We start from the raw sequence: 25,792 nt of genomic DNA on the forward strand, positions 1-25,792 counted from the left end.
ATGATTGTCATCCTGAATACTATGCTGAAAAACGGGACATGTTGGGGAGAAAATATCACCTGAAAACTTGACTATAGGCCACAGTCACTTGTTATGTTCCGATTCTACGATTACCTAACTATGCGACAATAATTTGATAGCCGACACTGATAATTGCTAAAAAAAACATCTTTTCAAAAAAGAGATTCCCTTTTTCCACATTTTGAATATCTATTGGCTGTTTTGTCATGAAATAAATCATGAGAGAAAAAAGCATATAAATAACTTGACTCATGCTTGCTCTATCAAATGATGCACCAGTGAGGTTTTGCCCTATAGGGCTATATAATGCAATCCACGTTTTTAGAATTTTAGTCTCAGAGAGAGTTAACTTTCTTCCATCGAAAAGATAATTACAAGTATCAGGGTCTGTACGCTTTATTATCTTGTTACCATCTACTTCAAGCTCAACGATACAATGACTATCTCTAAACTCCTTCACATATTGACTAGAGATAACAACCACCTCTTTTCTTACTTTATCGAGTATAAAAAGGTCAAAGATAATTATGACTACAGTGGAAAAGATAAAGATCCAAAAAGGCATCATGTACTTGTTCTTAGTACTTAGATCTAGATATATGAATCTGTCGATTAATTCTTTCATAGTGATTGATGATTTTAGGAACATAACGCCTGCTTAAGGGGCGCCGTAGGCGTCCCATTTGAAGCACTTGTTATGTTTCGGTTAAGTAATTTGCAGGGACAGCATTGACAAGCCAAACGTTATTAGCTGATTTGTAGAATTTATAACCTTCAGCGTACATTTTCTTAGCTGGTATTTTAAAAATGACTGGCTTCCCGTATCTTGTACCAACCGATTGGGCAACTTCTTTGAACTGTGACAGATGTACATGCTGTCTTTGTTGTTTTATAAGTCCTTGCTCTCGGATAGATGGCAAAAACCTGCTGGCAGTACCGTGGAATAATATTTCAGGAGGTTCATTTTCGGCAAGCTCTAAGTCCACTACGATAGAATGACCTTGGTTTGCTCTGATTTTCTGACCAGAGGCATCAATGCTAAACCTTTGCTTATCATTTGTTTCAACAGCAAGAAGTATATTTTCTTTGGAAATGTTTTCCTCTGAACTTTTATCGAGTATTTCATCAATATAAGCCCATCCATTTTCATCCAATGATATTCCAATAGCTTCAGGTTTGTGCCGAAGAATGAAACTAAGAAATTTTGATATTTTTGTTAATTCTTTATTCATGCTCGATACCGATTTAGAAACATAACGCCCACTTGTGGGGCGCCGTAGGCGTCCCAGCCAGCTTGCTGGCGAACACCAAGTTCTTGTTATGTGTAAAATGGCACACTGCCTGATGTGTTTATATTTTGCGTTTGTTACGATCTAGCTTTTGAAGAAACGATTTATTTGGATGGGGCTTCTCTAATGCCTTCTCTTCCATATGGGATTTTTGTTGATCTTTTTCGGCTTTGATTATATTTCTACACGAAAAACAGCGGATTGCTGTTGAGTCAATGCACCCTTTAGCTATTTCATACCACCACTTTTGATCCCTAGCACTCCACATCTCTTCAGATTTGCAGTCAACACAAATATAACACTTGTCAATATAGAAGTATGGAAGTGGGCCATAAGTGTTATTGTGAGAAAGCTCTTTGTGATCTGCTCGAATTGTTCCTTCTGGAAGGCTCTGCATATCTTCATAAGGGTTTAATAAGACATCATTCTGCTTTGCCCTTCGTTTGGCAAGTATCTCTTGCTTTCGTTTTTTTCCACTCTTCATGATAAATGATGAACTTTGTTTTTACACATAACGCCAAATTCAGGGGCTGGCGCAGCAGGCGACAGTCCCATGGAATTTTTTGTTAGGTGCATTATTTTAAAATAGGTTCTTCACAGACATACCAATTTTGGATAGATGTTTGCTTACATCGCCAAGTCTCTGTGGCAATAATTTTTATATAACTATCCGGATTGATGACAAAATCATATGATTGATGGATGTCACCAAATACACCCGCCTCATATGTTATAAAATCCATACTTCCTGTTTTTCTATCTATAGATACAGACTGAATTCCTAGACTTTTCATTTTTGAATATATCTCAGTATATTTATCAATCTCTACCTTAGTTGGTTCATGATCAAACTCTTTATAAGAGTTACCCTTCCATGGAAGTGAAACATAATTTAGTCCATTTAGGCTTTCTACATCTCCTTTAATTTGAATTATTTTTTGGAAGTTTTCCATAAACCAAACTTCATCTCTTTTTTCACCAAAAAAACCACAACCAATAAGAAGAGATGAAAGTAATATTATTACTATTGGTATCCGCATAAATTGAATTAACTCCTGCACCTAACGCCTGCTTAAGGGGCGCCGAAGGCGTCCCAGTGGAGGGCGAAGCCCGTAACGACCTTAAAGCTCTTGTTATGCTCACGTTTACTTGGTGCTGAAGATAAGGCCGCCACCAAATGCAATAAAGGCACTGTTGTAGATTTTCGAGAATGTGTTGCCGAATCTAGTGCTTTTCATTGAGCTTGATATATTTCTAGCAAGATACGAATAAGTTAAGTGAACTGAAGCCACAATAATGCTGATGGTAAAGAACATTAATATGAACTGAGATGGTATGGGGTAATCACTAGATATAAATTGTGGCAAAAATGCAGATAAAAATATAACAGTTTTAGGATTACTTGCTGAAACCAAAAAACCTGACTTGAAGTTTGAAGGAACTTTACTCAAAGTTTCTTCTTGGCTAGACGTTGAATTATTTTTACTGTTTTTCAGTAACCCCATTACTCCAAGATATATTAGATACACACCACCAATAATTTTTAGAATAAGGAATGCAAAAGGAGATTGCTCTAGTACTGCTCCAGCTCCGAAGGCTACAAGAACCACGATAATAGCTTGGCAAGATAAGTTGCCAAGAATAGACAAAGTTGCTTCTTTATATCCGTTTTTCACGGCGTTCTGTACTACGAAGAGTACATTCGGTCCCGGCGCTAACGTGATGAATAGATAAGATAAGAAAAACAAAGACCAGAGTTCAAAATTCAAAGTTAACTCCTTATTATTTTAGTGGGCATAACGCCTGCATGTGGGGCTGGCGCCGCAGGCGACAGTCCCAACGATGCACTTGTTAAGTGTCGATTATTGTACTTGATCTTTTTCGAATACAAGAATTTTCTCTAAGATCTCTTCTTTTGAAAATACAAGAGCAGTTTTCCTTCCATACGGTGCAGAATATAAAAAGACACTTCTGCCATCAGAATTATTGTCAATATGTATTGGTTCCCCCATCATATTTCTTACATCCTCTTGAGTAGTAATATTAATGTCTAAGAATGTGTAATCAGAAGGTTTGACACTATGTTTATATTTTGAAGAACTACAACCAGCAATAGTTAATGCCGCTACAAGCAGGACAATTATTTTATATTTCATTTTAATTAAACCCATTTTGCTAAAAAATAAATTTATATATCTACAGTAAAAGATCTCACAGAGACACAATTGTTATAGTTATAATATCCCAGATGATAAATTTGATCTCAGACACTTAACGCCTAAATCAGGTGCGCCGTAGGCGTCACCTGGATTTTCTTGTTATGTTTTTGTTAGTACAAATATTGGAATTAACCCTTCCCACTGCTCACCATGCCCCCATTCAAGTTTTACTGACGCTTGAATCCTGCTATGGATTAGCTCTTTACTTACAATACTGACTTCTAAAAAGCGCTTAATAAATGGAAGAGATGGTCTGAGTTCCTTGTTAAAGTTCCTTTCAATTGGGATTAGTGAAAGCCTTATCAACTCAAGTTTGATGAGCCTAGAAAACAATATCAGATCATCAGAGTTTCTGTTGTAGTATTCAGTTGCGAGTGAACCTAAATCCTTTTCACTTTCTATCTCACCTTTCAAAGTGCTCATGCATATTGAGATCATTTGCTTCGCATTTTCAATCCCACTGACATGCGCAAAACTACCATTCTCAACAAAAATGTCACCATCAGGACCGATAGCCATATCAGTGCCTGATTTTCTAGGATCTGTTGGGGTTATTTTATCTTCAACACTTATAGTAAGAATGTTTTTATTTTCAGAGTTTATAGTGAGCTCTATATCTTTTATTTTCCGAGCATCACCTTGTGATTCTGAAACTACATATTGCTCACTTTCTGGGAGAGAGCTAAAAGATAGAACATATTCACTTATAGTGCAGCTATTGCCAATCTCTGATTTTACAATCTCAAAATCCCATTTTTTTTGATGTATTGATTTCCAGCGAGCATACAGGATATTCTTGCTGCCTATCTGTATTAAAGAGCTACCTTTCAAATTACCTTCTAATGCTGGTTCCTTTAAAATTTCAGCGGCATTTCTTTCTGCTTGCTCTTTCCATTTAATCAAGGTTGCAGCAGAGTACTCTGTATAATCTACATCAATCAGACTTCCATGATTGCGACACATCCATATACCATTAGTTATGTGTCTTCTCTCGTCTCTTGTCATTTCTGGATTAAATCGCGGCCCATTCGGTGCAGCTGCATATATATGCGCTGCAATTCCATTATTAATTCTTTTAGTAGGATCATCAGAATCAGGGCCGACTGTGCTTATATTGCAACCAGGAAATGAACATCTCCACCCAACACGCTCAGCCATAATACGTTTTGTATTTGGGGTGAAATTATCCCGATTTTGATTCTGCATATAACTCCATAATTAGATTAAAAAACATAACAGCAGCTTATACGCCCAAGCGACATATAACCTACTGTACCTTTATTTAAAAACTCACTCTAACCCTTAGAGCATCAACGTTCAAAGGCTAGAGTGCCAAAAATGCACATAAATTCGAGTTCGCAAAACAGCTTTCATATAATTGCCGTTCATGAGAAGAGGCTTTTCCGATCCATCTGGAGACACTCGGGCAGTAAGCTTGAAAATATACTGGCAAAATTGCTTATACGAACTATTTTTCTGTCTTTGTAGAAAAACAGTTCGTATAAGCAATGAGACTTCAGGAACAGTTCCGTATCGCAATTCGTAGCGCAAACTACTCTTTGTCGACAGAAAGGTCTTACTGGTGGTGGATAAAAAAATTCATTAAATTTCATGGAATGAAACACCCTGACTCTTTGAAAGGTAATCACGTCAGAGATTTTCTAACTCATCTTGTGATGAAACATCACGTGGCCATCAGTACCCAACAACAAGCGCTCAGTGCCATTGTCTTTCTTTATAAACACGTATTGGGATATGAAAACATAACAATAAGCGACTGGCTTAATGCCCGAAAACCAAAGAAATTACCTGTTGTGCTTTCTGCTGATGAGGTCAACAGGGTTTTGGCACATATGAAAGATACTCCGTTACTGGTTTCTCAACTTATGTACGGTTCCGGCTTACGACTTATGGAAGCCATGCGACTTCGAATTAAAGACGTTGATCTCGGCAGAATGGAAATTACTGTTCGTCATGGCAAAGGCGGTAAAGACCGTATGACTGTTCTACCAAAGGTCGCCATCCCTTCACTTAAACTTCATATAGATAAATCAAGAGTGCTTCATGAAGAAGCTCAGCTTAAAAGCATTAACTTCGTTCATCTGCCCAATGCACTTGCGAAGAAATATCCTAACGCTGGAAATGAGTTAGCCTGGCAATATGTTTTTGCCAGCCAACTAATATCGAGAGACCCCATCACCGGACGTTCAGGTCGTCACCATATCAGTGAACGGAACATCCAGAAATCGGTCAAGATTGCTGTTCATAAAGCAGGCATTAATAAACCGGCAAGCTGCCATACCTTTCGGCACAGTTTCGCGACACACCTTCTGGAAAATGGTTACGACATTAGAACGGTACAGGAGCTGTTAGGACACACAAATGTTAATACGACGATGATTTACACCCATGTTCTCAACAAAGGCGGGCGAGCCGTTATAAGTCCTGCAGATATTTAACCACGCTACCGCACGAGGATTTCAACCACATCAGGCTGGAAGCATAGTTCCCTTTAGCTTTCTTGTTCGTGTGAGCATCTGCTCATTTTGCTCGTATTTTACAGACGACATCATTCAATTAATAGATTAATAAATATGAAATTTGTTATTCGCTGAAGTCGCAGTATTAATAACCACTAACCGCACCTCTCACATTAACCAATATGCATTAGTTGCCATGCCTGAAAAATATAGGGTTACTCAACATTGGCTTATTTTGCTGACCAGCACTGCTCTGATTTATGATGGTATTCCAGCATCTTATAGACGGACAGTATGCCAGCATCCATCCAGCGCGGTTTTCTTATTTCCCGTAACAGTTATGACATCGGGAACACGACTCGCATAGAGCTCTGGCTTCGGGGAGAATCGCAGGCTGTCCGGTTAATGATTGACAATGAAAAGCCTGTCTTCTTTTCCAGTCAGTCTGACCATGAATGTATACGTTCTGTGTTGCAGAAAGCGGGTTTGCCTTATGAAAGCAAAGAGCTGACGTTAAAACGCTTTGATCAACAACCCGTTACTGCCTTCTATTTCTTGACTATAAAAGGCGCGTCCAAAGCCCGATATCTATTACGGCAAAAGGGCATCGGCCTGTTTGAATCAGATATCCGTCTGCACGACCGCTTTTTGATGGAACGATTTGTCTACGGCGACATGGAGTTCACAGGCTCTGCTACACAAAAGGTAGGTTATCTGGAAGTAACGGAAGGTCAAATTCGTCCAGTTCAGTTCGCACCTGATTTTTCTGTCGTATCACTGGATATTGAATGCTCTTACGATGGGGAACTCTACTCTATTGGTTTGCAGGGTGATCATTATGAAAAAGTCATCATGATTGGTAACCCGGAGCCCTCTGAAGACTGGATTTGCTGGGTTAAAGATGAAAAAGCGTTGTTATCTGCATTCATCGATGAATTAAGTGCCGTAGATCCAGACATTATTATTGGCTGGAATGTCATCAACTTTGATTGTCGCCTTTTGGTTAAAAGAGCTGATTATCACCAGATCTCTCTGACCATTGGCCGTGGTAATCGCTCTGCCCGTTGGCGGGACAGAAAAGGTGAAATCAATCAGGGCTTTATTGACATTCCTGGTCGTACCGTAATAGATGGTATAGATGCCCTCAAAGCGGCCATCTATCACTTTGACAGTTTCAGCCTCGAGTTTGTGGCTCAGGCACTGCTTGGCAAAGGAAAGCAGACTGAAGATGTCGACAATCGCATGGCCGCCATTAACCATGATTTCCTGCATAACAAGCAAAAGCTGGCTCGATATAATCTGGAAGACTGTCGCCTTGTTTCCGAGGTGTTTGAGAAAACACGGTTGCTTGATTTTCTTCGCTTGCGCAGTCATTTAACCGGCCTTGAACTGGATCGAATGGGTGGTTCGGTTCAGGCCTTTACCAATCTCTATCTACCAAAGCTACACCGCGCAGGGTATATCGCACCTAATCTGCCTGAAGGCGGTGGCTTAGCTTCGCCTGGTGGCTATGTGATGAACTCCATTCCGGGTCTTTATAAGAATGTTCTGGTTCTGGATTTTAAAAGCCTTTATCCAGCCATCATTCGTACCTTCAGGATTGACCCTCTGGGTTTGATTGAGGGGCTGCAGAATCCACAGGATGCTATCCCGGGTTTTCGCGGTGGCTTGTTTTCAAGAGACCAGCACTTTCTTCCAGAGATCATTACCTCACTCTGGCAACAACGTGACGAAGCCAAAAAAGAACAAGACAGTGCTCGCTCTCATGCCATTAAAATACTGATGAACTCCTTTTACGGTGTTTTAGGCTCCGGTGGTTGCCGGTTCTACGACACTCGTCTGGCCAGTTCTATTACCATGCGTGGTCACAGTATTATGCAGACAACCGCAAAATGGATAGAAGCGGAAGGTCATAAGGTGATTTACGGCGACACAGACTCTACCTTTGTGTTGTTGAACGACCAGCTCAACCACCAGCAGGCTGACGCTATTGGTCAGTCTCTGGTCACCATGATCAATCAACGCTGGCAGGAAACACTGACAAACGATTTTAATCTCGATTGCTTTCTGGAACTGGAATATGAAACCCACTACTGTCGTTTTCTGATGCCGACGATACGAGGTTCCGAGACTGGCAGCAAAAAACGTTACGCCGGATTGAAGCAGACCGATTCAGGAACTGAAATGGTCTTCAAGGGGCTGGAAACTGTTCGATCAGACTGGACGACATTAGCCAAAGAGTTTCAAACAGAACTTTATCAACTGGTTTTTAATGATCTGTCGCCAGTCGACTTAATCAAAAAAACGGTCACTGAGACTTTAGCGGGCAAGCGAGATCACCAGCTGGTCTATCGAAAACGATTGCGCAAAAAGTTGAAAGAGTATACCAAGAATATTCCACCACAGGTTAAGGCGGCACGTAGAGCCGATGAACTCTATTTACAGCAGGGAAAATCTGCCCGTTATGCCAACAAGGGCTGGATTAACTATCTCATCACGACCAATGGCCCTGAACCCATTGAGTTTCAGACCGGAAATATTGATTACCAGCACTATATAGAGAAGCAGCTTCAACCCGTTGCAGACGCCATCTTACCCTTCACTGACTATAATTTCAGCCAGATTGTCGACGATCAACTATTGCTGTTCTGACCTTAATAAAACAACCTCGTTATGGATACTGACACCCCAGGGGAACCCCGCTACGTTTCATATGGCAACACCACTTCCAAAAAGTAAAAGCATTGATGCAGGCTTGGCTAACCTATCTCTTCAGAAGGATGCTGAGCAACCTAAGCGTAATGCTGTTGTCTTTCTGAGAGGTGGATTCAGAAGTGTCTCTGTTCTGAAGGCTGACAAAGGTTTTTTTGTACAAAAAGCCCCTCTCTCTTCCTGCCATACAGCCTCGCCTGCAAAGTTAGCTGAGAAGGAAAAACAGGCTATCATTCGGGAAAGACATATCTTGGCAAGCCTGTCACACCCAAACATTATTAAGTTGCTTTCTTTCGACGAGTCAGCAGAGTTGCCCACTCTTAATTTAGAATATGGGGGTAAAAGCCTGTATGAAATACAAGCCTTATACTCAGCAAAAAACCTGAAAGCTCCATTCATTTGTCATCAGGGTGAGATGTTGAGGATTATTGGAGAAGTCGCAAAAGGATTAAAATACATCCATGAAAAACAGATTGTTCACAGAGATATCAAGCACCAGAATACTCTGGTCAGTGAAAAGGGTCAGATCAAAATCATCGACTTTGGCGAAGCTTGCGAATTAAAGTCGAGAGAAATCAATCAAGAGAGAAAAGGTACACCTCAGTACCGTGATATTAACTGGCTCGCCGTTCCTGGCTGGAAAGAAGACTGGCCAGCTGGCTGGCTGGCTGACCGCCTCAGACATCTGGTCGCTGGGCTGCCTTATGTATTGGCTATTAACAGAAAAAGAACTGTTTCCTGAATTAGCTGAAACAGGCAAACTGCCAATTTTAATAAAAAATATCGAAGATACAGACGGAAATTTAAAGACCCACTTCTGCAACGGGTTTGAACACCTCCACAACGTTATTGCACGTAAAGTTTTCTATATTCTTGAGAACACGCCTTTTGAGTCAGAGCTTGCAGAAGACCTTTTTGAAGGAATGCTAAACAAGAACCCTAAACACCGGGTAACAGCAGAAGATATTATCCAAAGCATCAGCGAGAGACATTACACTGGCTATATGAGTGAAGGCTCCGATGATGACACTTAAATCGAAAGAAATCAGCAGCTCAACCTCTTGAGTTGAGCCTATCACTACTCACTACACTCCTGCGAATCAACAAAATACTGTTGTCGACTCTCCTCTGATTCATTCAGATAGCTCAGGAATTCCAGGTTACTTTCGATTGATTTCCTGACGATCTGGCAATATGTATCAATCGACAAGAAAGGTAAAAATTCGTTTATCAAAATCTTTTGTAACTCAACAGGGTACAAGTTCACATCCCAAAATTCATTGACAAGATGTCCAACATTTTCATACTTATCGTCATGATAAGAACGCTCTCTTACTTCCAAAATCGGCCTGTTCGACATTGCGAAGTCACGCTTAGCCATTCTGGTAAGGTTAGCGGTAATGATTCGCATCAGGTCGAGAAGGTTCTCTCGATCATATGTTTCCCCGTACTCGTCATCCGGGTTTGAGCCTTCGTGTAAAAAATTCATCAGAGTAATCACATCGTTGAATGCAAACTCGAAAAGACCATCAGGAAGGTCTTCTCCCCTTCTATCCGACTCAAGCACAATCAGAGCAATAGTATCAGCCGTTATATTTCCATGGGACAATGTTTTCATCAATTCGGACAAGTCGATTCTGTCTGTCGACAATGAATCACCCGATGAGCTCGCGAAATATTGAACAAGCGACGCAAATATACCCTCTGATGAACGATACCCTTCCTGATACTCTGTCTCTAATGTTGACGATGAGAATCCGTCATTCAAATAGAACGAAGACCAGAGTTCCTTCAGCTGAAGCCAGGTATCAAAACGAACAAATACCCTCGAGCGAAAAATATTCAAAAGATGATCATTATAAGTCTCTCTGTGACGTTTAAAATCAATATTAAAGCCGGAATGAATCATATAAAAAGAATGTCGGATGTCTGGGCCAAAGGCTATGGCTTTACCAAAGTAAGCATCAAAACTGTCCTTGTTTTCCTCTTGCATGGAAGCGGCATGAAGTATTTTGGTAATTTCTTCATCTTCGTAATTAAATAAAGTATACAGAAGTTCAGTTTCTTCCCACAGTTTACTGTGCATAAACTCTGGAATATTGTTCAGCACAGCAAGTGCGCCACTCGGTGTTCGGGCTGCTTCCGTCAACAGATGCAGATAAGACCTCCAACCAAACACAGTAGCTTGCAGCCAGACATCGACCTGCGAACTGTAGTCAGCTTTCAGGGCGGTTTTAACCACAGAATATTTTTCTTCATGATCAAGCCCTTCCCAGTAACCACTGATCACTTTCGCCATGTTAGCGCCCATGTCCCATGAGCGGTCATGCACGCCAGTTTGCTGCTCTGATGAAGCGCTGAAATCAACGTCCTTATTTGTCTGGTGTTCATAAACAAATTTGGCAAAACTCAGCGCCATCATATTTCTTGTAGCGAGCTTTGAAATATTTGCCTGCCTTTCTGTTACATTGTTCATATAACGCTGAAACGCTTCATTAAAGGATGGATGAGCGAACATCATTAACAATAGAGGGCGCCGTTTCTTCTTATCAAAAACAGCCAGAGTTGGCTCGAAATAATCATAAGAGAGAATTTGCTCAAGCTGTTTTTCTGAAAAATAAATCTCTCGATTTTTATTTAAATCCAGAAATGCTTCCCACAAATCCAGATAACTTTCATAATCTGCATAATCAATCAAGTGCTGCAATAGTACTTTTCGATCAACTACTGACATAATCCTGGATAAGATTGCAGTGTGTTTTTTTATTTTCTCTGGAAAGCGAAGACTCCGCTTTATTTCTTTCATCAGTTTAAAGCAATCACCGAGTGATTCATCGGCTATGGGGAAATTACGTTCACTGTAAAGAAAAACATCAATTAATGCAGTTTTTCTTAGCGCAAGCGCTGATTCAAAGAGATCATAAATTTCATTTTTATTATAAACATAATTATTTAATTTGACTTTTATGGCATCAAGATATCGAACTTCATCGTCATCCTCAAATCTACTAGGAACCATTTGGGTTGCACGATAAAGTCTGAAATCTTTCGAAAGAGCCTCAATTTCACCTTCCTGGGTTAACGCTTTTGTCTCCGGCTCTCCAGAAGCACCTTGAGCCAAAGAAAATACTGGCGTTAGCAACATACATAAAATGAAAAACCAATAACCTCGCATATTCCAGCCTTTTCAAATGAACAATTAAGCAATCTTAGGCAGAAACAACTCACAGGGTGATTTATTCTGTCCCGTTTACCATAGTGGGACAATATTTTTTATAAAAAGTTCTTTATATTTTGATAAGCAATACAGCTCTATCTGTTTCACCAAATTAAGTATGCTTAACTATCCTACGAATATTCTGGAACTATCATCCCATTCCACTACTAGTGGGAGCTTGACGTTGCGTAGACGTTATTTCAATTACTCAGATAGAATTTAGCTTTAAAATTTTTCGTTATTTCTTCTGGCACCTCTTTTCCAACTCCTGATCCAGTATCTCTTCGTTTTGCTGCACAAACCGAAGAGGCTTGCCTTCGACAGGTGTCAGCTCCAGCAGCTCCCTCCTTACCTGAATCGCCCCCATATGCTCACCTTCAATAAAAAGCGCCCAATTAGTGCTGGCAATCAACGGTTGAAGATAACCCTGCCCGATATAGTCTGTGCAACCATGACTTCGATTTTTTTTCTATCAAAGCGAACATTACCTGACCTTTTTGAAATTCCGAGTCATCACTTTGAGCAGAACCAATCATCAGAGCACTGAAAATAATATCATGGCCATAGTCTTCCGGGTTTAATAACAGCCAGCTGCCAGCGGGAAAAGGTTTATCACCCCGTTCATATTGATGAGAACAGCCAGTCACCAGAAACCAGCAACTGGAAATAATGAGAATGATCCGTCTTACCAAAACAGATACCATGAGTGGCTGCTGAATAAGTTATTTTAAACAACATAAGTGTGTAGACGCACGTAATCGAATATTAAATGGCTATATCCCCGCCGGTGGCGGGGATATAGCTTATGAATTCATATGTTCGGGTACTTAGATCAAAACATATGCAAACCATATCTTCGACACCACCGTCAGTGCCAGCATTCGAAACTGTGCAGCATGTGCAGCATGGCTTAAAGGCTTGCACGTTGATGCCTCCACCATTGGTATCCTTCTCAAACCGGCAGTGAAAGCAGATAAAGAATACCTTAAGGAGTGGTCTTAAGTGACTGGCTCGCTTTCGAGATGTGCCGATAAGTGACTCAGGCAAACAGAGTTTATTCTTCCTATGGATCTACAGAAATTTTGCGAGCTTAGACACTCGATTACAGGGCTCCCAGACGCTGCAAAGCTCGGGCAAGAGAGTGATGGTTCTTTCTGTGAGCTCAGAGGGTTATTCAACGGAAGAAAGTCGACACGTCTGAATACCGGTCTCAAACACTTTGTCGCAAGCCTGCCTTCGCAAAGAGGAAGTCAACTTAGGCAGCTTAAACTATCAACTGAAACCGTCGGTGAGCTGAGGACAACCCTTCACGCCATTACGACCGACACAGCATTTTTACAAACAGAGTTAAAAACTGTTTCAGAGATCATCAAGGACAAACTAGCCGACACATTTACCTCTCAGGAGGCATTCACGCATTTTCTGCATGACAGCGAAGTCAAAATCCGGGATTTTCTGAAGCACTGTCAGCACTCCTCATCACAAGCTGAATTTGCCGCCAAATTACAGCGGTTTTCAGCATCACTCACTCTCAATGCCCGCTCAGAGCTACAGAGTGACTCCTATCAGGCAACAGCTGACTTGATCAACGGTTTGATAGCGAATTCAGTTACTCAACCGCCCGTCAATTACATTCTCCTGCACACTCCCCTGGCAGAGAATGGCCCCCCATTCTATATAGAGCCCCAGAAGAAACATTTCTGCCCTTTTCATGCAGCCAATGCTTTTTTAGGTAAACCCATGCTTCCTCTCACAGGTTCAGGCGACCCTATGGACGGCGAAGAGTTCTTACCTTTTTTAAAGCAGGCACTATCGGAAGCTGACCCCACTGCAACCGGCATAAAGGCTGAAGATATCACACTCACCAGTGCCGTAATGAGTCAGCAACTAGCAAATGATCTGGATGCCATGACAAGTGACCGGATTATTATCGGTACCGGTCTCAGCAGCCACTTTGTCTGCTTCCGTCGTAGCAAGGATGGACACTGGTATAAGCTGGACAGCGATCGCTATCAGTTTGAACAAGAAAGGGATTCACCAGGCCATTATCTGCAGAATATTTATCGCCAGGGTCATACGACACAAGAAGAAAATATAGTCACTCTGATCCACTTAAAGGGTGAACAATTAACGACTGGGTTTGAATAATAAAAAACCTGCTTCCGTTTTATACAGAAACAGGTTTTTTATTAATTTCTTTTTCTAAAGAAGCTAAAGGCTCAATTTATACGGCCACAGCTACATCAGATTTAACCGTTGAACAGCAGGACAATACATAACCCTGCTCAATTTCTTCAGGTGTCAGTGTCATCTGGCTGGAGCTTTCCACTTCACCGTCAATGATCTGAACCTTACAGGCACCACAGACACCGGCACGGCAAGCTGCAACTACGGGAGCCTTCTGGGCTTCCAATGCATCTATCAACAGGTCACCCGGATTAACCACACCCACCTTGCCACTCTTCTGCAGGCTGACACTTAAACCGGCTTCACCTTCTTTGACAAGTGACGCCTCTTTCTTCGGCATCATCTCGCCACCAAAGCTTTCTTCATGGTAGTTGTCCATATTAAAGCCGGACTCAGCCACCATAACTTTCACCGCTTCCATATAAGGCGCGGGACCACAGACAAAGATCGTACGACTGTGTAAGTCAGGTACCAGTTGCTGCAGTTTTTCCTGAGTCAGAAAGCCATCCTTATCTTCCAGTACATAATCCGCACTGAAGAAAGACGACTTCTTCGCCATCAACTCCAATTCGTTATGGAAAATAATATCCTGCTCCGAACGGGCACTGTGAATAAAGCGGGCATCAACCGTTGAACAGGTGTCCTGTAACCAGCGGCTCATGGACATCATTGGTGTAATGCCACAACCAGCACTTAGGAACAGAACCTTGTCAGCATCAACATCGGCAAGGTTAAAAATACCAGCCGGTGCCGTAGCAACTACACGATGACCTTCCTTAAGATTATCCAGCAGCCAGCCAGACACCTTGCCGCCGTCAACCTTCTTAATCGTTAACTCAAGGGTATAAGGACGAGAAGGCGTAGAGCTGATGGTATAAGTTCGGGAAACAGGCTCGCCTTTAATCTCCAGCTGCAAGGTCACAAACTGACCAGCCTTATAATTAAAGCGGGATAGCTTCGGTGTCTGGAAAACAAAGGTTTTAACGTCGTGGGTTTCCTGAATCACCTTCTGGCAAATCAGGTTGGTTGTTCCATCTACAGCCGCCCATTGCAGTGGCGCACTTTCCCATTCCTTATGACTGGCATCTTGATGCATAAATAATCTCTAGCGTTGACTCTGTAGTAGCTCGGGGTCTTGTGTGGTTCTGCCAAAGGACAAGGATGTCCGATGAGCGACTCGATGCAGGAAAGCATCGGTGGAGCGGGCAGAGCCACACAAGATTCCGAGCGGGTTGAAGCGTATCAGGCAGCAGTGTTCAAGATTGCGCCAAGATCCTGTTCAACCGTTGTCGTCAGCTTGAGATCAAACTGTTCAGTCAGCACACCCAGCAGATTCTCGGTCAGGAACGCTGGCGGAGTTGGGCCAGTGTGAATGTTCTTGATACCCAGAGACAGCAGGGTCAGCAAGATAACAATCGCCTTCTGCTCAAACCAGGACAGAATCAAAGACAATGGCAGATCATTCACACCACACTCAAACGCTTCAGCCAGAGCCAGAGCCAGCTGAATGGCAGAGTAAGCATCGTTGCACTGACCTACGTCCAGCAAACGAGGAATGCCGTTAATATCGCCAAACTCCAGCTTGTTGAACTTGAACTTACCGCAAGCCAGCGTCAGGATCAGGCTGTCCTGTGGCACAGATTCAGCAAATTCCTTGAAGTAAGCACGTTCAGACTTATCACCGTCACAACCACCGATCAGGAAGAAGTGCTTGATATCGCCAGCCTTAACACCTTCGATAACCGCTGGAGCCGCTTCCATCAAAGCATTACGGGCAAAACCGGTAAGGATAGTGTGTGGAATTTCGTCAAACTCAAAGCCTGGCAGTTCCAGTGCCTTGTTGATCAGAGCGTCAAAGCTTTCACCTTCCATGTGTTGAACACCAGGCCAGCCAACAATGTTACGGGTGAAAATACGGTCGCCGTAATCACCAACATTAGGATCGATGATGCAGTTAGAGGTCATCAGGATAGCGCCTGGGAATTCAGCAAATTCATGCTGCTGGTTCTGCCATGCGGAACCGTAGTTGCCGACCAGATGCTTGTGTTTTCTCAATTCAGGGTAACCGTGCGCAGGCAGCATCTCACCGTGGGTGTAGATGTTAATGCCTTTATCTTCAGTCTGTTCCAGCAGGTGTTGTAGATCGATCAGGTCGTGACCGGACACCAGAATCGCCTTACCTTTAACCGGCTTAACGTTTACCTGTGCAGGCGCAGGATGGCCGAACGCAGTCGTCTGACCACGGTCCAGCATCTCCATAATCTTGTAGTTCAGCTGACCAATCTGCATGGAACATTCCAGCAGCGCATTGATCTCAACAGAATCAGTGGCCAGCCAGGACATGATCTGGTGGAATTCAGCGTAAATGGCTTCATCGGTCTCATGCAGGATGCGAGCGTGTTCCATGTACGCTGCAGCACCTTTCAAACCGTACAAGCAAAGCAAACGCAGACCAACAACGTCTTCACCGGCTTCTTCCTTACCGCGGTTAGGCAGCATGACCGGGGCCTGTTGCAGCATACCGGCCATATCTTCAGACAATTCGAAAGTAGCGGCAGGCGTGGCATCGGAGAAGTCGATACCTTTTTCAGCACAGGCTTTTTTCAGCAGATCACGGGCAGCGTTGGCTTCACGGATGAAAGCAACAATGCGGTCATTATCAAAGTTTACGTTGGTCAGTGTGGCGAAGAATGCACGCGGTACCAGCGCATCAACAGCGTCGTTTTTAATGCCCAGTTCACGAGCCTTGGTCGCATACCAGGAAACGCCCTGCAGCATGTAAATCAGAACGTCTTGCAGGTCAGAGGTCTCGGACGTTTTACCGCACATACCCTGAGCGTAGGAACAACCGTTACCGGCAGGAGTTCGAATGGTTTGCTCGCACTGAACACAGAACATTAATAACGCCTCATCTAAACATATATTTTTTTTGCATCTTATTTTTCGTACTTATTGGTCAGGCGTCCCCCTGACTCAATCTGAAAATGGTGATGCAGTTTGTACTGCCGCCATTCTTATTCAGAAGCACTTAAAGATGCAATTTTTTTACGTGTTTAATTATGCGACATACGACATAGATCAAAAAATACGTAGATATGCTCAGATGAGCGATACTACGTACCCAGACATACGAATTCATAAGCTGCTTGCCTGCCGCAGGCGGGCAAGCAGCCATTTAATATTCGATTACGTGTGTCTACACACTTACTTTTAGAGAACCTGCGAATAACAAATGTCAAATCCTTTCATGTTACTGCTTTACAGGTGTTTCTCAATCGAGCTTGCACATAAGCCTGACACGATTGAATAAAAGCTTTCAGCACCGGATTTCCTTTATTATCTGGATGATAGAGCAGCCAGAGTTGCGTAGTGTCACTCACCGTGTAGCTATCGTGTATATCCATACCTCTCACCACCGTATCGAGCCTCGGAACTACTCCGACCCCATAACCACCTTGCAAAGCATTCACCAGAGCGGCCATTGAATCAAAAGCAGTGCATGTATCATTTTTTTGCTTATGATTCTCCACCCACTGTCGACTCCAGTGCCTGTTGATAGCCCCTCCAGGAATCAGCCATTTTTGTCTGTCGCCCGATGATTTATAGTGTTTTGCACTGACAACCGCATATTGCAACTCTGCCAGGTAGTGGCCAATCATAGCATTCGGGGGCTGATTGGTTGGACGCAATGCCAAATCTATGTTGCGCTCCCACAACTGTGCCTCATCGTTTCGCGTGTCGAAACTCAAGGAAACTTCCGGATATTCTGCACTGAAAACCTCTGAACAGGGCAGCAGCAGGTATTGAACCAGCAAATCTGTGGATGTAATCGTCAATTGACCACGAAGGGTCTGCTCATTATTCCGAAGTATCTGATTGGCTATGCCGATCGCCTCCAGAATATGAGCCCCCTGTTGTGCAAGCATCCTTGTTACAGGCAATGCTGAATAACCATTTTGCGATCGATTAAAGAGAACTATTCCCTGTTGCTTCTCAATACGTTTGATCGAACGAAAAACGGATGAGACATCCCGCCCTAATAGTCGACCTGCTGCTTCCAGAGTACCTGCTTCCACCATGGCGTGAATAACAAGGAGATCTCTGCTTTCAAGCTCAATAGGCATTTGTGCATTCATAGATTTCACGCCTGCAAATTCCACAAACTGTCATTATCGATAAACTGTCTAACACGGATCACTATTAACAACCAGGAAGATTCCATGAAACTGAATAAACTCTGTCAGGCACTGATTACCTCATCCATTCTGACCACAACCACAGCTATGGCGCACACAACTGAAAACAAGATGCTCGCAACTAATGAAATTCAATGGCAGCAACTGGGTGAAACACCCATTGAATACGCTGTCATATGGGGAGACCGTGAAGCTGGTGCCAATGGTACATACTTAAAACTGCCTTCAGGTTTTGAAGTGGGAGTCCATGGCCATTCACACAATTACAACGGAGTCACTATTCAGGGCGTCTGGGAGCATAAGTTTGAGGGCGAGTGGAAACAACTTCCTCCAGGGTCATACGTTTCTCAAAAGGGGGGCGAATTACACAATGACCGCTGCACCAGTAAAGAAGACTGCATACTACTGATCCAGCAAGACGACCACTCCGATGCATTTTTTCCACCAGCAAAATAATACTTCTCACGCGCTCCGGTGAATTCGGAGCACTGCTTCTCATATTCAATTGCCTGCGCCTATATACTTAACCCTGCATTGCCTGCAAACACTTCACTGTAGCGGATTACAACGTTCTGTGAATCAATGAGTTGAAGCAATGACTGACTTCGCGGGTCAGCCAGAAATACTTTCAAGCCGCTTTCGGCGGCTTCACGATCGCGCCAGAAAACAGTTTCTGCCCAGAAGCCATCATCCTGCTGTGAACAGTAGCGGTGAATAAAGCCATCAATGTTATTAAGTACCGCATCGGTTATTTCAAGCGCATTGATAATCTCATAGTCCTGAATATCAGGGAGCGCTGGAAAAGTAACATATTCAATAATACCTGGCCTGGTCAAATCTGAAGCGTTGATATTGGATTTCATTTGAATAAAGCCTCTTCTACTTAATGATTCGATGGGTAACAAGTTAAGAACGCAGTTTGATGCCCAGTTCTTTTGCTTTAAGCCGTGCAGCATTCAGAGAATACTGATGGCGATCATCCGAAAATTCCTGATATTCCACATGAACTTCATGGGTTCTGGAAGCACCCAGATAACGTGACAGGGTTTGAATATGATTGTCCAAATGATTATGCATAGCGCGAGGACCTTCCGGACTAAAGCCAAACTCACCTTTAGACGTTAGCAAGACAAGTGTTTTATCATTAAGGAGAGGCTCTATCGGATAATCTCCTCGACTCAGATCGAATGAAAATGTTTTATCAACACGAATGATTTGATCAAACCAGGCCTTTAATGCAGCGGGCATACCATAGTTATACATAGGGGCACCAATAACAATGATACTGGCATTCTTGAGCTCAGCGATAAGCCTTTCAGACTCGGCCAACCTGGCTTGCTGACTGGCAGATCGTTGTTGTGGCGAGGTAAATACTGCATCAATCCATTGCTCATCAATAAATCCAGGAGGTTGCGCTCCCACATCACGATGAACTACATCGGTCTCTATATTGTCAGTCAGTTCGTTCAGCAGTGTATCAATAAGCTGACGTGTAATAGAACGCTGCTGTCGTGCACTACTGTTAATCACCAGAACGGAATTCATGAACCCACCTCATTACGGAATCATGTTCCATTCTATTTATCCATTGTCATCTGGCAGCTGAATATTACTCATCATAGATGAGTTTAATTACTTTATAAATAATCCAGTCACAGCGGCACTACTGCCGAATCTGTTTGCAGCCAATGGATAAAATCGATCACCTTTCTGTGCTGAATACTCTCGGGTCGATAGATTATCTGATATCGACTACCGTCGACCTGAACCTCTGGCTGATAGGCTTTCAATAAGTTACGGGTCAGAAAATCCTCCACCAGAACCGAGCTGGCCAGAGCTATACCCTTGCCTGCTACAGCAGCCTGCAACACATGTGACTCTTCTTTAAAACGAATAATATTATTAGTCATCCATTCGAACCGGGCTTTCTGTATCCAACTTGTCCAGTTGACTTCCTGAAGCACATTTTGCTGCCATTCCGTTTCAATGAGCGGCAATTCCCTAATCGCACTTCTGTCGAGAACCATCGAGGATGCCACGTAAGCACCAAATGTTTCCTGCAAAAAACATTCTCCGACACCGCCCCTGGGCGTTTCACTTCCGTAACGTATAACCAGATCAATATGTCGGTTTCGCTGTAAATCCAGCGACTGAGTACTGGTATCGAGCTGCACACTGTATTGTGGATATTTCTCATAAAAATCAATCAGTCGCGGCACCAGAAACAACGTAGCAAAGGAGGGTGTTGTCGACAGCGTGATGACCTGATTCCGAGCAGTAACAACATCAATAGCTTCGCTGATGTCACCAAAGGCACGGGTGATCGTGGGGGATAACGCCTTACCTGCGTCTGTCAGATAAATACTGCGTATACGACGGGTGAATAAAGCTGTCTGAAGCTGCTCTTCCAGGGTTTTAATCTGGTGTGAAATAGCTGTTGGTGTGACGTGAAGTTCTTCAGCAGCTGCTTTGAAACTGCCTAGCCTGGCAGCAGCTTCAAAAGCCTTCAACGCAACGAGAGAAGGAAGACGAGGACTCATAACAAAATCCATAAAGATGAATAGATGTTACTTATAAATGAGAGAAATTCTTTTGTAAACAAGCTGACAGCTCATCACAATACAGCCTGAAATTAACTGAGGTGAAGACGTTGACTCGTACCATTCGAAAACATGAAAGTGTCCATGTATTTGTGTCGTTTATTACGATCCTTATTTTCAGTATTTTTACGACACCACTTTATGCGAACACTACTTCAGACAGAGAACGTACTGATCGGCAATGCTGGCACGAAAACAAGCAACAGGTACTAGTGTTTGGTGATTCAAACACATGGGGCTGGAAACCTGTCGCCGAAGGCTTTCCGGCACGACGGTATGCAAAATATGAGCGATGGACCAGCATTCTGGAGTCGACGCTCAACAACCAGCACCCTGCTTCTGTTATCGCTGACGGGTTAATCAGTCGCACTATTAATCTGGATGCAGGGCAGGCCGTCGGTGAGTTAACGAAAGAAGCATTCAACGGCTCCCGGGATATAGTCAACTCAATGGCAAAGCATGCACCACTGGACTGGATTGTTATCATGCTCGGAACCAATGACCTTGCTCCATCATACGAACGTTCTCCCAAGGAAATAGCTGAGGCAGCCTTCGCTTTGGCAGAAAAAGCACGCCAACAAGACAACATTTTGTATTCAGCCTATCGTGCTCCCCAAGTGCTGCTGATTGTTCCGCCACCTATTGGTTCAACAGTGAATACACCGCTGCACGGTATATTCGATGGTGCCCAGACACCATCGAAGCAAATAGCAGCTGCTTTTCTAAAAGAAGCTGATAAACATACAGATATTCACTTATTGGATGCAGGTCAGATTATTACCACTGATGGTATTGATGGTGTGCACTTCTCACGACAGAACCATATTACTTTAGGTAAAGCTGTCGCTCGCTTCCTGCTTCGTAAAGATTCGAGTTGCAACCAAGCCTGATTCTTAATGAAGATGTTATAACCTCAAAGCCTGCGAATGCAGGCAGCACTCTCCTCAGAGAGGCAGAAAACAACGGCTGTTTCTTCTGTTCTGCGCATTAATACAATGAATCGACATTATTTTGTATAAAACATTGGCTCGTCTTTCTTGTCAGTAGATGACCAGAAGTTAATATTGAACTGGGCATCGTCACTGATTTCAATACGGTGCCAGTATTGAGGTGGGCTGGTAGCGAACTGTCCCGCATTAATAACTACCGTCACCTCCGGCTCCAGGGTTTCACTGTCGGGAAAACCAAAGTAAGTAACAGTACCTTCCATCACGCAGAGCTGGCCGAATACGCCTTCGGCCGTATTGTGATGAGTGAGCAGTGCATCCGGCACATTACCCTTGGTAAAAAAGGGTGTGGAACGCTGAATGGTCCAGTCTGCAGGAATACGGAAATGGCTCATACGGTTAACCTCCGGGCGATGAACGCCCTTAATAAATACTGAACGATTAATGCTCTATGCTTGACGAAACTTTAAAACATAGTGGGATGGACAGGACTCTCTGTCGCTGAATGTAATCTCGAATCCGGCCTGTCGAACCTCACTGACCACTCGATCAAAACCGACTCTGGCGTGCTCACTGTCAAGGTCGACAAAGACAAACTCGGTGTCTTTGTCAGCTTGTTGATAAAGATGGTTCAAGAATAGATCTCGCTGTTCAATAAAGCGGTAAACATTTGCCAGAAATACAACATCAACAGCATCCGGCAGGCAGGGTTTCAGGGCATCTGTCAGCCTGGCTTCAACATTTCCCTTACACTCAGCTTCAAATCGCTGCACCATATGACTAACCATATTGGGTTCGCAGTCCAGCGCATAAACCTTGTCTGCGGTTTCTGCAAACAGGCTACTAAAATACCCGGTGCCAGCACCCAGATCCGCAATAACGGTGTCGTTTTTCAATGCCAGACAGTTAAGAATGTAGTTGGTGTTCTGCCATTCCTGCCGAGTCTCTGAATCAAAGATCTCCGTGAGCCTTTCCGGCTCTGCAAAGCTGATACGTTGCTGCATGGCTTACACTCCCTGAATCACAGCGGGCAGCTGTCGCAGTAATGGAAAACCTTCCGGCATACGCTGTTCGGTAGTGATAAAGCCTGCCAGTTGACCCGCTTCATCGTAACTCTGCACCAGCATGCCCTGACCAGACACATCCACTTTCCAGCTCAGGTCATCGCCTGCTGTACGACCCGCCAGCTGGATGGGATAGGCCGGAGTCTTCACTTTCACCAGCATGGCAGGCATATGAACACTGGTTTCCTTACCGACCAGAGTATTGGCCAACGCCCCGGCACTGAGCATGATGGGCTGAAGAAAAGGCATTACCTGCCCTTCAATCTCGGCCACATCACCCAGTGCATAGATAGCCGAATCAGACGTCAGTAATTGCTTATTAACTATAATGCCACGCCCCGTCTTCAAGCCTGCCTGCTCTGCCAGCTGTTTATGAGGTACAAGGCCTGCCGCTGAAATCACGGCGTCTACCTGATAGCTCTGACCATTGGCGAGCAACACTTCAAAGCCCTGCTCCATTCGATTAACACGAACCAGTTCAGTCCCCAAAGCCAGATCGCAACCTTCAGCCGCAAGGCTGCGAAACAGCTGATTAGCGACAAACTCAGGCAGCAAACCGGGAATCAATCGTTCGGCTCGGTCATTAAGAATCACCTTGCGATCCGCTGACAGCAGATCCATGGCAATCTCGGTTCCCACCAGACCAGCACCCACCACCAGCACTTTCTTTGCTTTAGCCAGCTGCTCATGAGCATTGTCGTATTCCTGCAGACTATTGAGGGTAATCATATGATCAACCCCGTCGCCTTCAATTGGCAGTTTAAAAGGGCTGGCTCCGGTGGCGAGCACCAACTTGTCGTAACTGATGGTTCGAGTCGCTGTGACCAGACACTTCTCTTCCCGCAGAATCTGCTCAACCCGGGTATGAGTCAGCAGAGTGATATTCTGCTCGCTGGCAAAGTCTGCCGCTGACTGCTTCACCAGATCACTGGCCCGCTGTTGTTTGCTGAACACGTGACTCAAGTCAGGCTTGGAATAATCATCACCACTGTCAGCGGTGACCACCGTGACAGGAACAGCCCGATCCTGACGGCGAATCATGCGCACCAGCTGGTAGGCAGCAAAGCCGCTGCCTACGATAACAACGCCCTTTTCTGTTGGCTCCATGCTCATGCTGCCGCCTCGTTTTTCACAGCTTCGAATACCTGTTTACCCAGCCCGCAATCAGGGCAAAGGAAGTAATCCGGAACTTCAGACCAGGGTGTTCCGGGGGCAACACCCTGATTTACCTCTCCCTGTTCCGGATCATAAATCCACTGGCAGACGGTGCAGAGCATGGATGACATATCGTCGGTTGAGCTACAGCTTTGTTCCTGCTTCTGAGCAGCTGGCTGCTGGATTGATTCTGTGCGGGTTTCAGGTGTGCAGGTGCTTACTTCTGCAGCATCTGTTTTTTCACAGCATGACTGCTTAGCCTCAATCGCTGGCGACATTTCGGTAGGAAAAACCGCTTCAGACGACAGATCCCTAATAGCCCAAAGTCGTGCAACCTTGCGACCATGGGCACGGCATTCAGCAATAGCCTTGCCGTCCGGTTTCCACTTGCTCTTCAAACCTTCAGCGGTTTCAAAACCGGCATCGGTCAGGCGGGTATGAATACGGTCAACCGCACCACCATTCCAGCCGTAGCTACCAAAAGCACCGGCTTTCTTGTTTTTGAAACGCAGACCGGTGATCTCTTCCAGCATGCCTGCCACTTTCGGCATCATGACATTATTCATAGTGGATGAACCCACCAGCACACCTTTGGATCGGAATACGTTGGCCAGAATTTCGTTCTTGTCATGACGGGAAACGTTAAACACCTTCACCCCGACTTTTGAGTCCACTTCATGAATACCCTGTGCAATGGCGTCAGCCATCATGCGGGTGTTGTTGGACATGGAGTCGTAGAAGATGGTGATGCGGTCTTCCTGGTAGTCGTCAGCCCATTCCAGATACTTTTCAATGATCTGAATCGGGTTGTCACGCCATACAATACCGTGAGACGTCGCGATCATATCCACCGGCAGATTGAAGCTGAGCACTTCCTTGATCTTGGCAATCACCAGATTGCTGAACGGTGTCAGAATATTTGAGTAGTAACGCAGGCACTGCTCCATCAATTCAGTCTGGTCCACCTCATCGTTGAACAGGCGCTCATCACAATAGTGCTGACCAAACGCATCGTTACTGAACAGCACCGCATCGCCGGTCATATAGGTCATCATGCTGTCAGGCCAGTGCAACATAGGCGCTTCAACAAACACCAACTGTTTGCCGTTACCAATGTCCAGGCTGTCACCGGTTTTTACGGTTCTGAAATTCCAGTCTGGCTGATGATGATGACCGACAATGGAATCAATAGCATTTTCAGTGCAGTAAATCGGCGTACCGGGGATCTTTGCCAGCAGTGCTGCCATGGCGCCCGAGTGGTCTTCTTCTGCATGGTTGACTACGATGTAGTTGATGTCGTTCAGATCAATTTCCTGTTCCAGGTTCTGAACAAACTCGTGGCTGAACTTGCTGTCGACGGTATCAATCAGCACGTTCTTTTCTTCACGAATCAGGTAACTGTTATAGCTGGTGCCTTTATCGGTTTTGTATTCGGTGCCGTGGAAGTCACGGATTTCCCAGTCACGTTGGCCAACCCAATGAATGTTGTTTTTAATATGAATGGACATAATAGTGGCTCCGCTCGAAAGCATTAGAAATCAGAATATGTTTTCTATATTGCAGGCAGCGTGCCAACTTTTATCTTGTTGATTTTGTTGATATTTTTAGTTTATAGGTGTCATAATGACAAACACTAAACACAGTCAATAAGACAGCACACTGTTAATATGACTATTTTGTATGCCGTGATAACGAAGTAATCGGA

The 25,792-nt window shown here is 44.0% G+C and carries 27 protein-coding genes; 7 read left to right on the forward strand and 20 right to left on the reverse strand.

What is annotated here, in order from left to right; all coding sequences use genetic code 11:
- Nucleotides 1-118: 118 nt before the first annotated feature.
- The 7 genes from EOPP23_RS19425 to EOPP23_RS19455 form a co-directional block, all read right to left on the reverse strand.
- On the reverse strand, nucleotides 119-589 hold the full coding sequence (locus EOPP23_RS19425; RefSeq protein WP_153767664.1) for a hypothetical protein: 471 nt from the start codon (nucleotides 587-589) through the stop codon (nucleotides 119-121).
- A 127-nt stretch (nucleotides 590-716) separates the two neighbouring features.
- Entirely contained in the window at nucleotides 717-1,253 is a 537-nt protein-coding gene (locus tag EOPP23_RS19430; protein ID WP_153767665.1) for an RNA 2'-phosphotransferase, read from the reverse strand.
- A gap of 118 nt (nucleotides 1,254-1,371) precedes the next feature.
- Nucleotides 1,372-1,794 carry a zinc-ribbon domain containing protein gene (locus EOPP23_RS19435; RefSeq protein ID WP_153767666.1) on the reverse strand — a complete coding sequence of 141 codons (423 nt, stop codon included), beginning with the start codon at nucleotides 1,792-1,794 and terminating at the stop codon, nucleotides 1,372-1,374.
- 91 nt (nucleotides 1,795-1,885) lie between these two features.
- Complete coding sequence (locus tag EOPP23_RS19440) at nucleotides 1,886-2,371, reverse strand: hypothetical protein (protein WP_194842685.1); 486 nt, start codon at nucleotides 2,369-2,371, stop codon at nucleotides 1,886-1,888.
- 84 nt (nucleotides 2,372-2,455) lie between these two features.
- The gene (locus EOPP23_RS19445) at nucleotides 2,456-3,079 is read right to left on the reverse strand and encodes a LysE family translocator (RefSeq protein ID WP_153767668.1); all 624 of its coding nucleotides are present in this window, start codon (nucleotides 3,077-3,079) and stop codon (nucleotides 2,456-2,458) included.
- Between the two features lie 93 nt (nucleotides 3,080-3,172).
- Nucleotides 3,173-3,466, reverse strand: a complete 294-nt coding sequence (locus EOPP23_RS19450) for a hypothetical protein (RefSeq protein WP_153767669.1) — start codon at nucleotides 3,464-3,466, stop codon at nucleotides 3,173-3,175.
- 162 nt (nucleotides 3,467-3,628) lie between these two features.
- Nucleotides 3,629-4,735 carry a hypothetical protein gene (locus EOPP23_RS19455; RefSeq protein WP_228550805.1) on the reverse strand — a complete coding sequence of 369 codons (1,107 nt, stop codon included), beginning with the start codon at nucleotides 4,733-4,735 and terminating at the stop codon, nucleotides 3,629-3,631.
- A 302-nt stretch (nucleotides 4,736-5,037) separates the two neighbouring features.
- On the opposite strand from EOPP23_RS19455, the gene EOPP23_RS19460 reads away from it, so the two are divergent.
- The 4 genes from EOPP23_RS19460 (at nucleotide 5,038) to EOPP23_RS21675 (ending at nucleotide 9,755) form a co-directional block, all read left to right on the forward strand.
- A complete protein-coding gene (locus EOPP23_RS19460; RefSeq protein ID WP_153767670.1) occupies nucleotides 5,038-5,988 on the forward strand; it encodes an integron integrase in 951 nt (316 codons plus the stop codon).
- Between the two features lie 315 nt (nucleotides 5,989-6,303).
- Nucleotides 6,304-8,661, forward strand: coding sequence for a DNA polymerase II (locus tag EOPP23_RS19465; protein ID WP_153767671.1), 2,358 nt, complete (start codon nucleotides 6,304-6,306; stop codon nucleotides 8,659-8,661).
- A 61-nt stretch (nucleotides 8,662-8,722) separates the two neighbouring features.
- Entirely contained in the window at nucleotides 8,723-9,463 is a 741-nt protein-coding gene (locus EOPP23_RS19470) for a protein kinase (protein WP_153767672.1), read from the forward strand.
- Complete coding sequence (locus EOPP23_RS21675) at nucleotides 9,426-9,755, forward strand: hypothetical protein (RefSeq protein WP_153767673.1); 330 nt, start codon at nucleotides 9,426-9,428, stop codon at nucleotides 9,753-9,755. Before EOPP23_RS19470 ends, EOPP23_RS21675 begins: the two co-directional genes overlap by 38 nt.
- Before the next feature lie 44 nt (nucleotides 9,756-9,799).
- On the opposite strand, the gene EOPP23_RS19480 is transcribed toward EOPP23_RS21675, so the two are convergent.
- The 3 genes from EOPP23_RS19480 to EOPP23_RS19490 all read right to left on the reverse strand — a co-directional run bounded on the left by EOPP23_RS19480 (nucleotide 9,800) and on the right by EOPP23_RS19490 (nucleotide 12,642).
- Nucleotides 9,800-11,896: a hypothetical protein gene (locus EOPP23_RS19480; RefSeq protein WP_153767674.1), complete on the reverse strand. Its 2,097-nt coding sequence runs from the start codon at nucleotides 11,894-11,896 to the stop codon at nucleotides 9,800-9,802.
- Nucleotides 11,897-12,176: 280 nt separating this feature from the next.
- Complete coding sequence (locus EOPP23_RS19485) at nucleotides 12,177-12,350, reverse strand: hypothetical protein (RefSeq protein WP_153767675.1); 174 nt, start codon at nucleotides 12,348-12,350, stop codon at nucleotides 12,177-12,179.
- Nucleotides 12,334-12,642, reverse strand: coding sequence for a hypothetical protein (locus tag EOPP23_RS19490; protein ID WP_153767676.1), 309 nt, complete (start codon nucleotides 12,640-12,642; stop codon nucleotides 12,334-12,336). The genes EOPP23_RS19485 and EOPP23_RS19490 overlap by 17 nt, the downstream gene beginning before the upstream one ends.
- A 361-nt stretch (nucleotides 12,643-13,003) precedes the next feature.
- Between EOPP23_RS19490 and EOPP23_RS19495 the strand changes: the two genes are divergently transcribed.
- The gene (locus tag EOPP23_RS19495) at nucleotides 13,004-14,086 is read left to right on the forward strand and encodes a hypothetical protein (protein ID WP_153767677.1); all 1,083 of its coding nucleotides are present in this window, start codon (nucleotides 13,004-13,006) and stop codon (nucleotides 14,084-14,086) included.
- 76 nt (nucleotides 14,087-14,162) lie between these two features.
- On the opposite strand, the gene EOPP23_RS19500 is transcribed toward EOPP23_RS19495, so the two are convergent.
- The 3 genes from EOPP23_RS19500 to EOPP23_RS19510 form a co-directional block, all read right to left on the reverse strand.
- On the reverse strand, nucleotides 14,163-15,221 hold the full coding sequence (locus EOPP23_RS19500; protein ID WP_153767678.1) for a hybrid-cluster NAD(P)-dependent oxidoreductase: 1,059 nt from the start codon (nucleotides 15,219-15,221) through the stop codon (nucleotides 14,163-14,165).
- A gap of 146 nt (nucleotides 15,222-15,367) precedes the next feature.
- Nucleotides 15,368-17,023 carry a hydroxylamine reductase gene (gene hcp, locus EOPP23_RS19505; RefSeq protein ID WP_153767679.1) on the reverse strand — a complete coding sequence of 552 codons (1,656 nt, stop codon included), beginning with the start codon at nucleotides 17,021-17,023 and terminating at the stop codon, nucleotides 15,368-15,370.
- Between the two features lie 347 nt (nucleotides 17,024-17,370).
- Complete coding sequence (locus tag EOPP23_RS19510) at nucleotides 17,371-18,261, reverse strand: LysR family transcriptional regulator (RefSeq protein WP_153767680.1); 891 nt, start codon at nucleotides 18,259-18,261, stop codon at nucleotides 17,371-17,373.
- A gap of 84 nt (nucleotides 18,262-18,345) precedes the next feature.
- On the opposite strand from EOPP23_RS19510, the gene EOPP23_RS19515 reads away from it, so the two are divergent.
- Entirely contained in the window at nucleotides 18,346-18,777 is a 432-nt protein-coding gene (locus tag EOPP23_RS19515) for a DUF4437 domain-containing protein (RefSeq protein WP_153767681.1), read from the forward strand.
- A 59-nt stretch (nucleotides 18,778-18,836) separates the two neighbouring features.
- On the opposite strand, the gene EOPP23_RS19520 is transcribed toward EOPP23_RS19515, so the two are convergent.
- The 3 genes from EOPP23_RS19520 to EOPP23_RS19530 all read right to left on the reverse strand — a co-directional run bounded on the left by EOPP23_RS19520 (nucleotide 18,837) and on the right by EOPP23_RS19530 (nucleotide 20,861).
- The gene (locus tag EOPP23_RS19520) at nucleotides 18,837-19,184 is read right to left on the reverse strand and encodes a hypothetical protein (protein WP_153767682.1); all 348 of its coding nucleotides are present in this window, start codon (nucleotides 19,182-19,184) and stop codon (nucleotides 18,837-18,839) included.
- A gap of 43 nt (nucleotides 19,185-19,227) precedes the next feature.
- On the reverse strand, nucleotides 19,228-19,866 hold the full coding sequence (locus tag EOPP23_RS19525) for an FMN-dependent NADH-azoreductase (protein WP_153767683.1): 639 nt from the start codon (nucleotides 19,864-19,866) through the stop codon (nucleotides 19,228-19,230).
- Between the two features lie 107 nt (nucleotides 19,867-19,973).
- Nucleotides 19,974-20,861, reverse strand: a complete 888-nt coding sequence (locus tag EOPP23_RS19530; RefSeq protein ID WP_194842686.1) for a LysR substrate-binding domain-containing protein — start codon at nucleotides 20,859-20,861, stop codon at nucleotides 19,974-19,976.
- 110 nt (nucleotides 20,862-20,971) lie between these two features.
- Between EOPP23_RS19530 and EOPP23_RS19535 the strand changes: the two genes are divergently transcribed.
- A complete protein-coding gene (locus EOPP23_RS19535; RefSeq protein ID WP_194842687.1) occupies nucleotides 20,972-21,811 on the forward strand; it encodes an SGNH/GDSL hydrolase family protein in 840 nt (279 codons plus the stop codon).
- Nucleotides 21,812-21,927: 116 nt separating this feature from the next.
- On the opposite strand, the gene EOPP23_RS19540 is transcribed toward EOPP23_RS19535, so the two are convergent.
- From EOPP23_RS19540 to norV, 4 genes are read right to left on the reverse strand one after another with little or no spacing between them, the layout of a single operon-like run.
- Complete coding sequence (locus tag EOPP23_RS19540) at nucleotides 21,928-22,263, reverse strand: DUF1971 domain-containing protein (RefSeq protein ID WP_153767686.1); 336 nt, start codon at nucleotides 22,261-22,263, stop codon at nucleotides 21,928-21,930.
- A gap of 54 nt (nucleotides 22,264-22,317) precedes the next feature.
- Nucleotides 22,318-22,872: a class I SAM-dependent methyltransferase gene (locus tag EOPP23_RS19545; protein ID WP_153767687.1), complete on the reverse strand. Its 555-nt coding sequence runs from the start codon at nucleotides 22,870-22,872 to the stop codon at nucleotides 22,318-22,320.
- A gap of 3 nt (nucleotides 22,873-22,875) precedes the next feature.
- The gene (norW, locus tag EOPP23_RS19550) at nucleotides 22,876-24,045 is read right to left on the reverse strand and encodes an NADH:flavorubredoxin reductase NorW (RefSeq protein ID WP_228550806.1); all 1,170 of its coding nucleotides are present in this window, start codon (nucleotides 24,043-24,045) and stop codon (nucleotides 22,876-22,878) included.
- On the reverse strand, nucleotides 24,042-25,595 hold the full coding sequence (norV, locus tag EOPP23_RS19555) for an anaerobic nitric oxide reductase flavorubredoxin (RefSeq protein ID WP_153767688.1): 1,554 nt from the start codon (nucleotides 25,593-25,595) through the stop codon (nucleotides 24,042-24,044). Before norV ends, norW begins: the two co-directional genes overlap by 4 nt.
- Between the last annotated feature and the right edge of the window lie 197 nt (nucleotides 25,596-25,792).

Source organism: Endozoicomonas sp. OPT23 (genome assembly GCF_009653635.1).
Lineage (GTDB): Bacteria > Pseudomonadota > Gammaproteobacteria > Pseudomonadales > Endozoicomonadaceae > Endozoicomonas_A.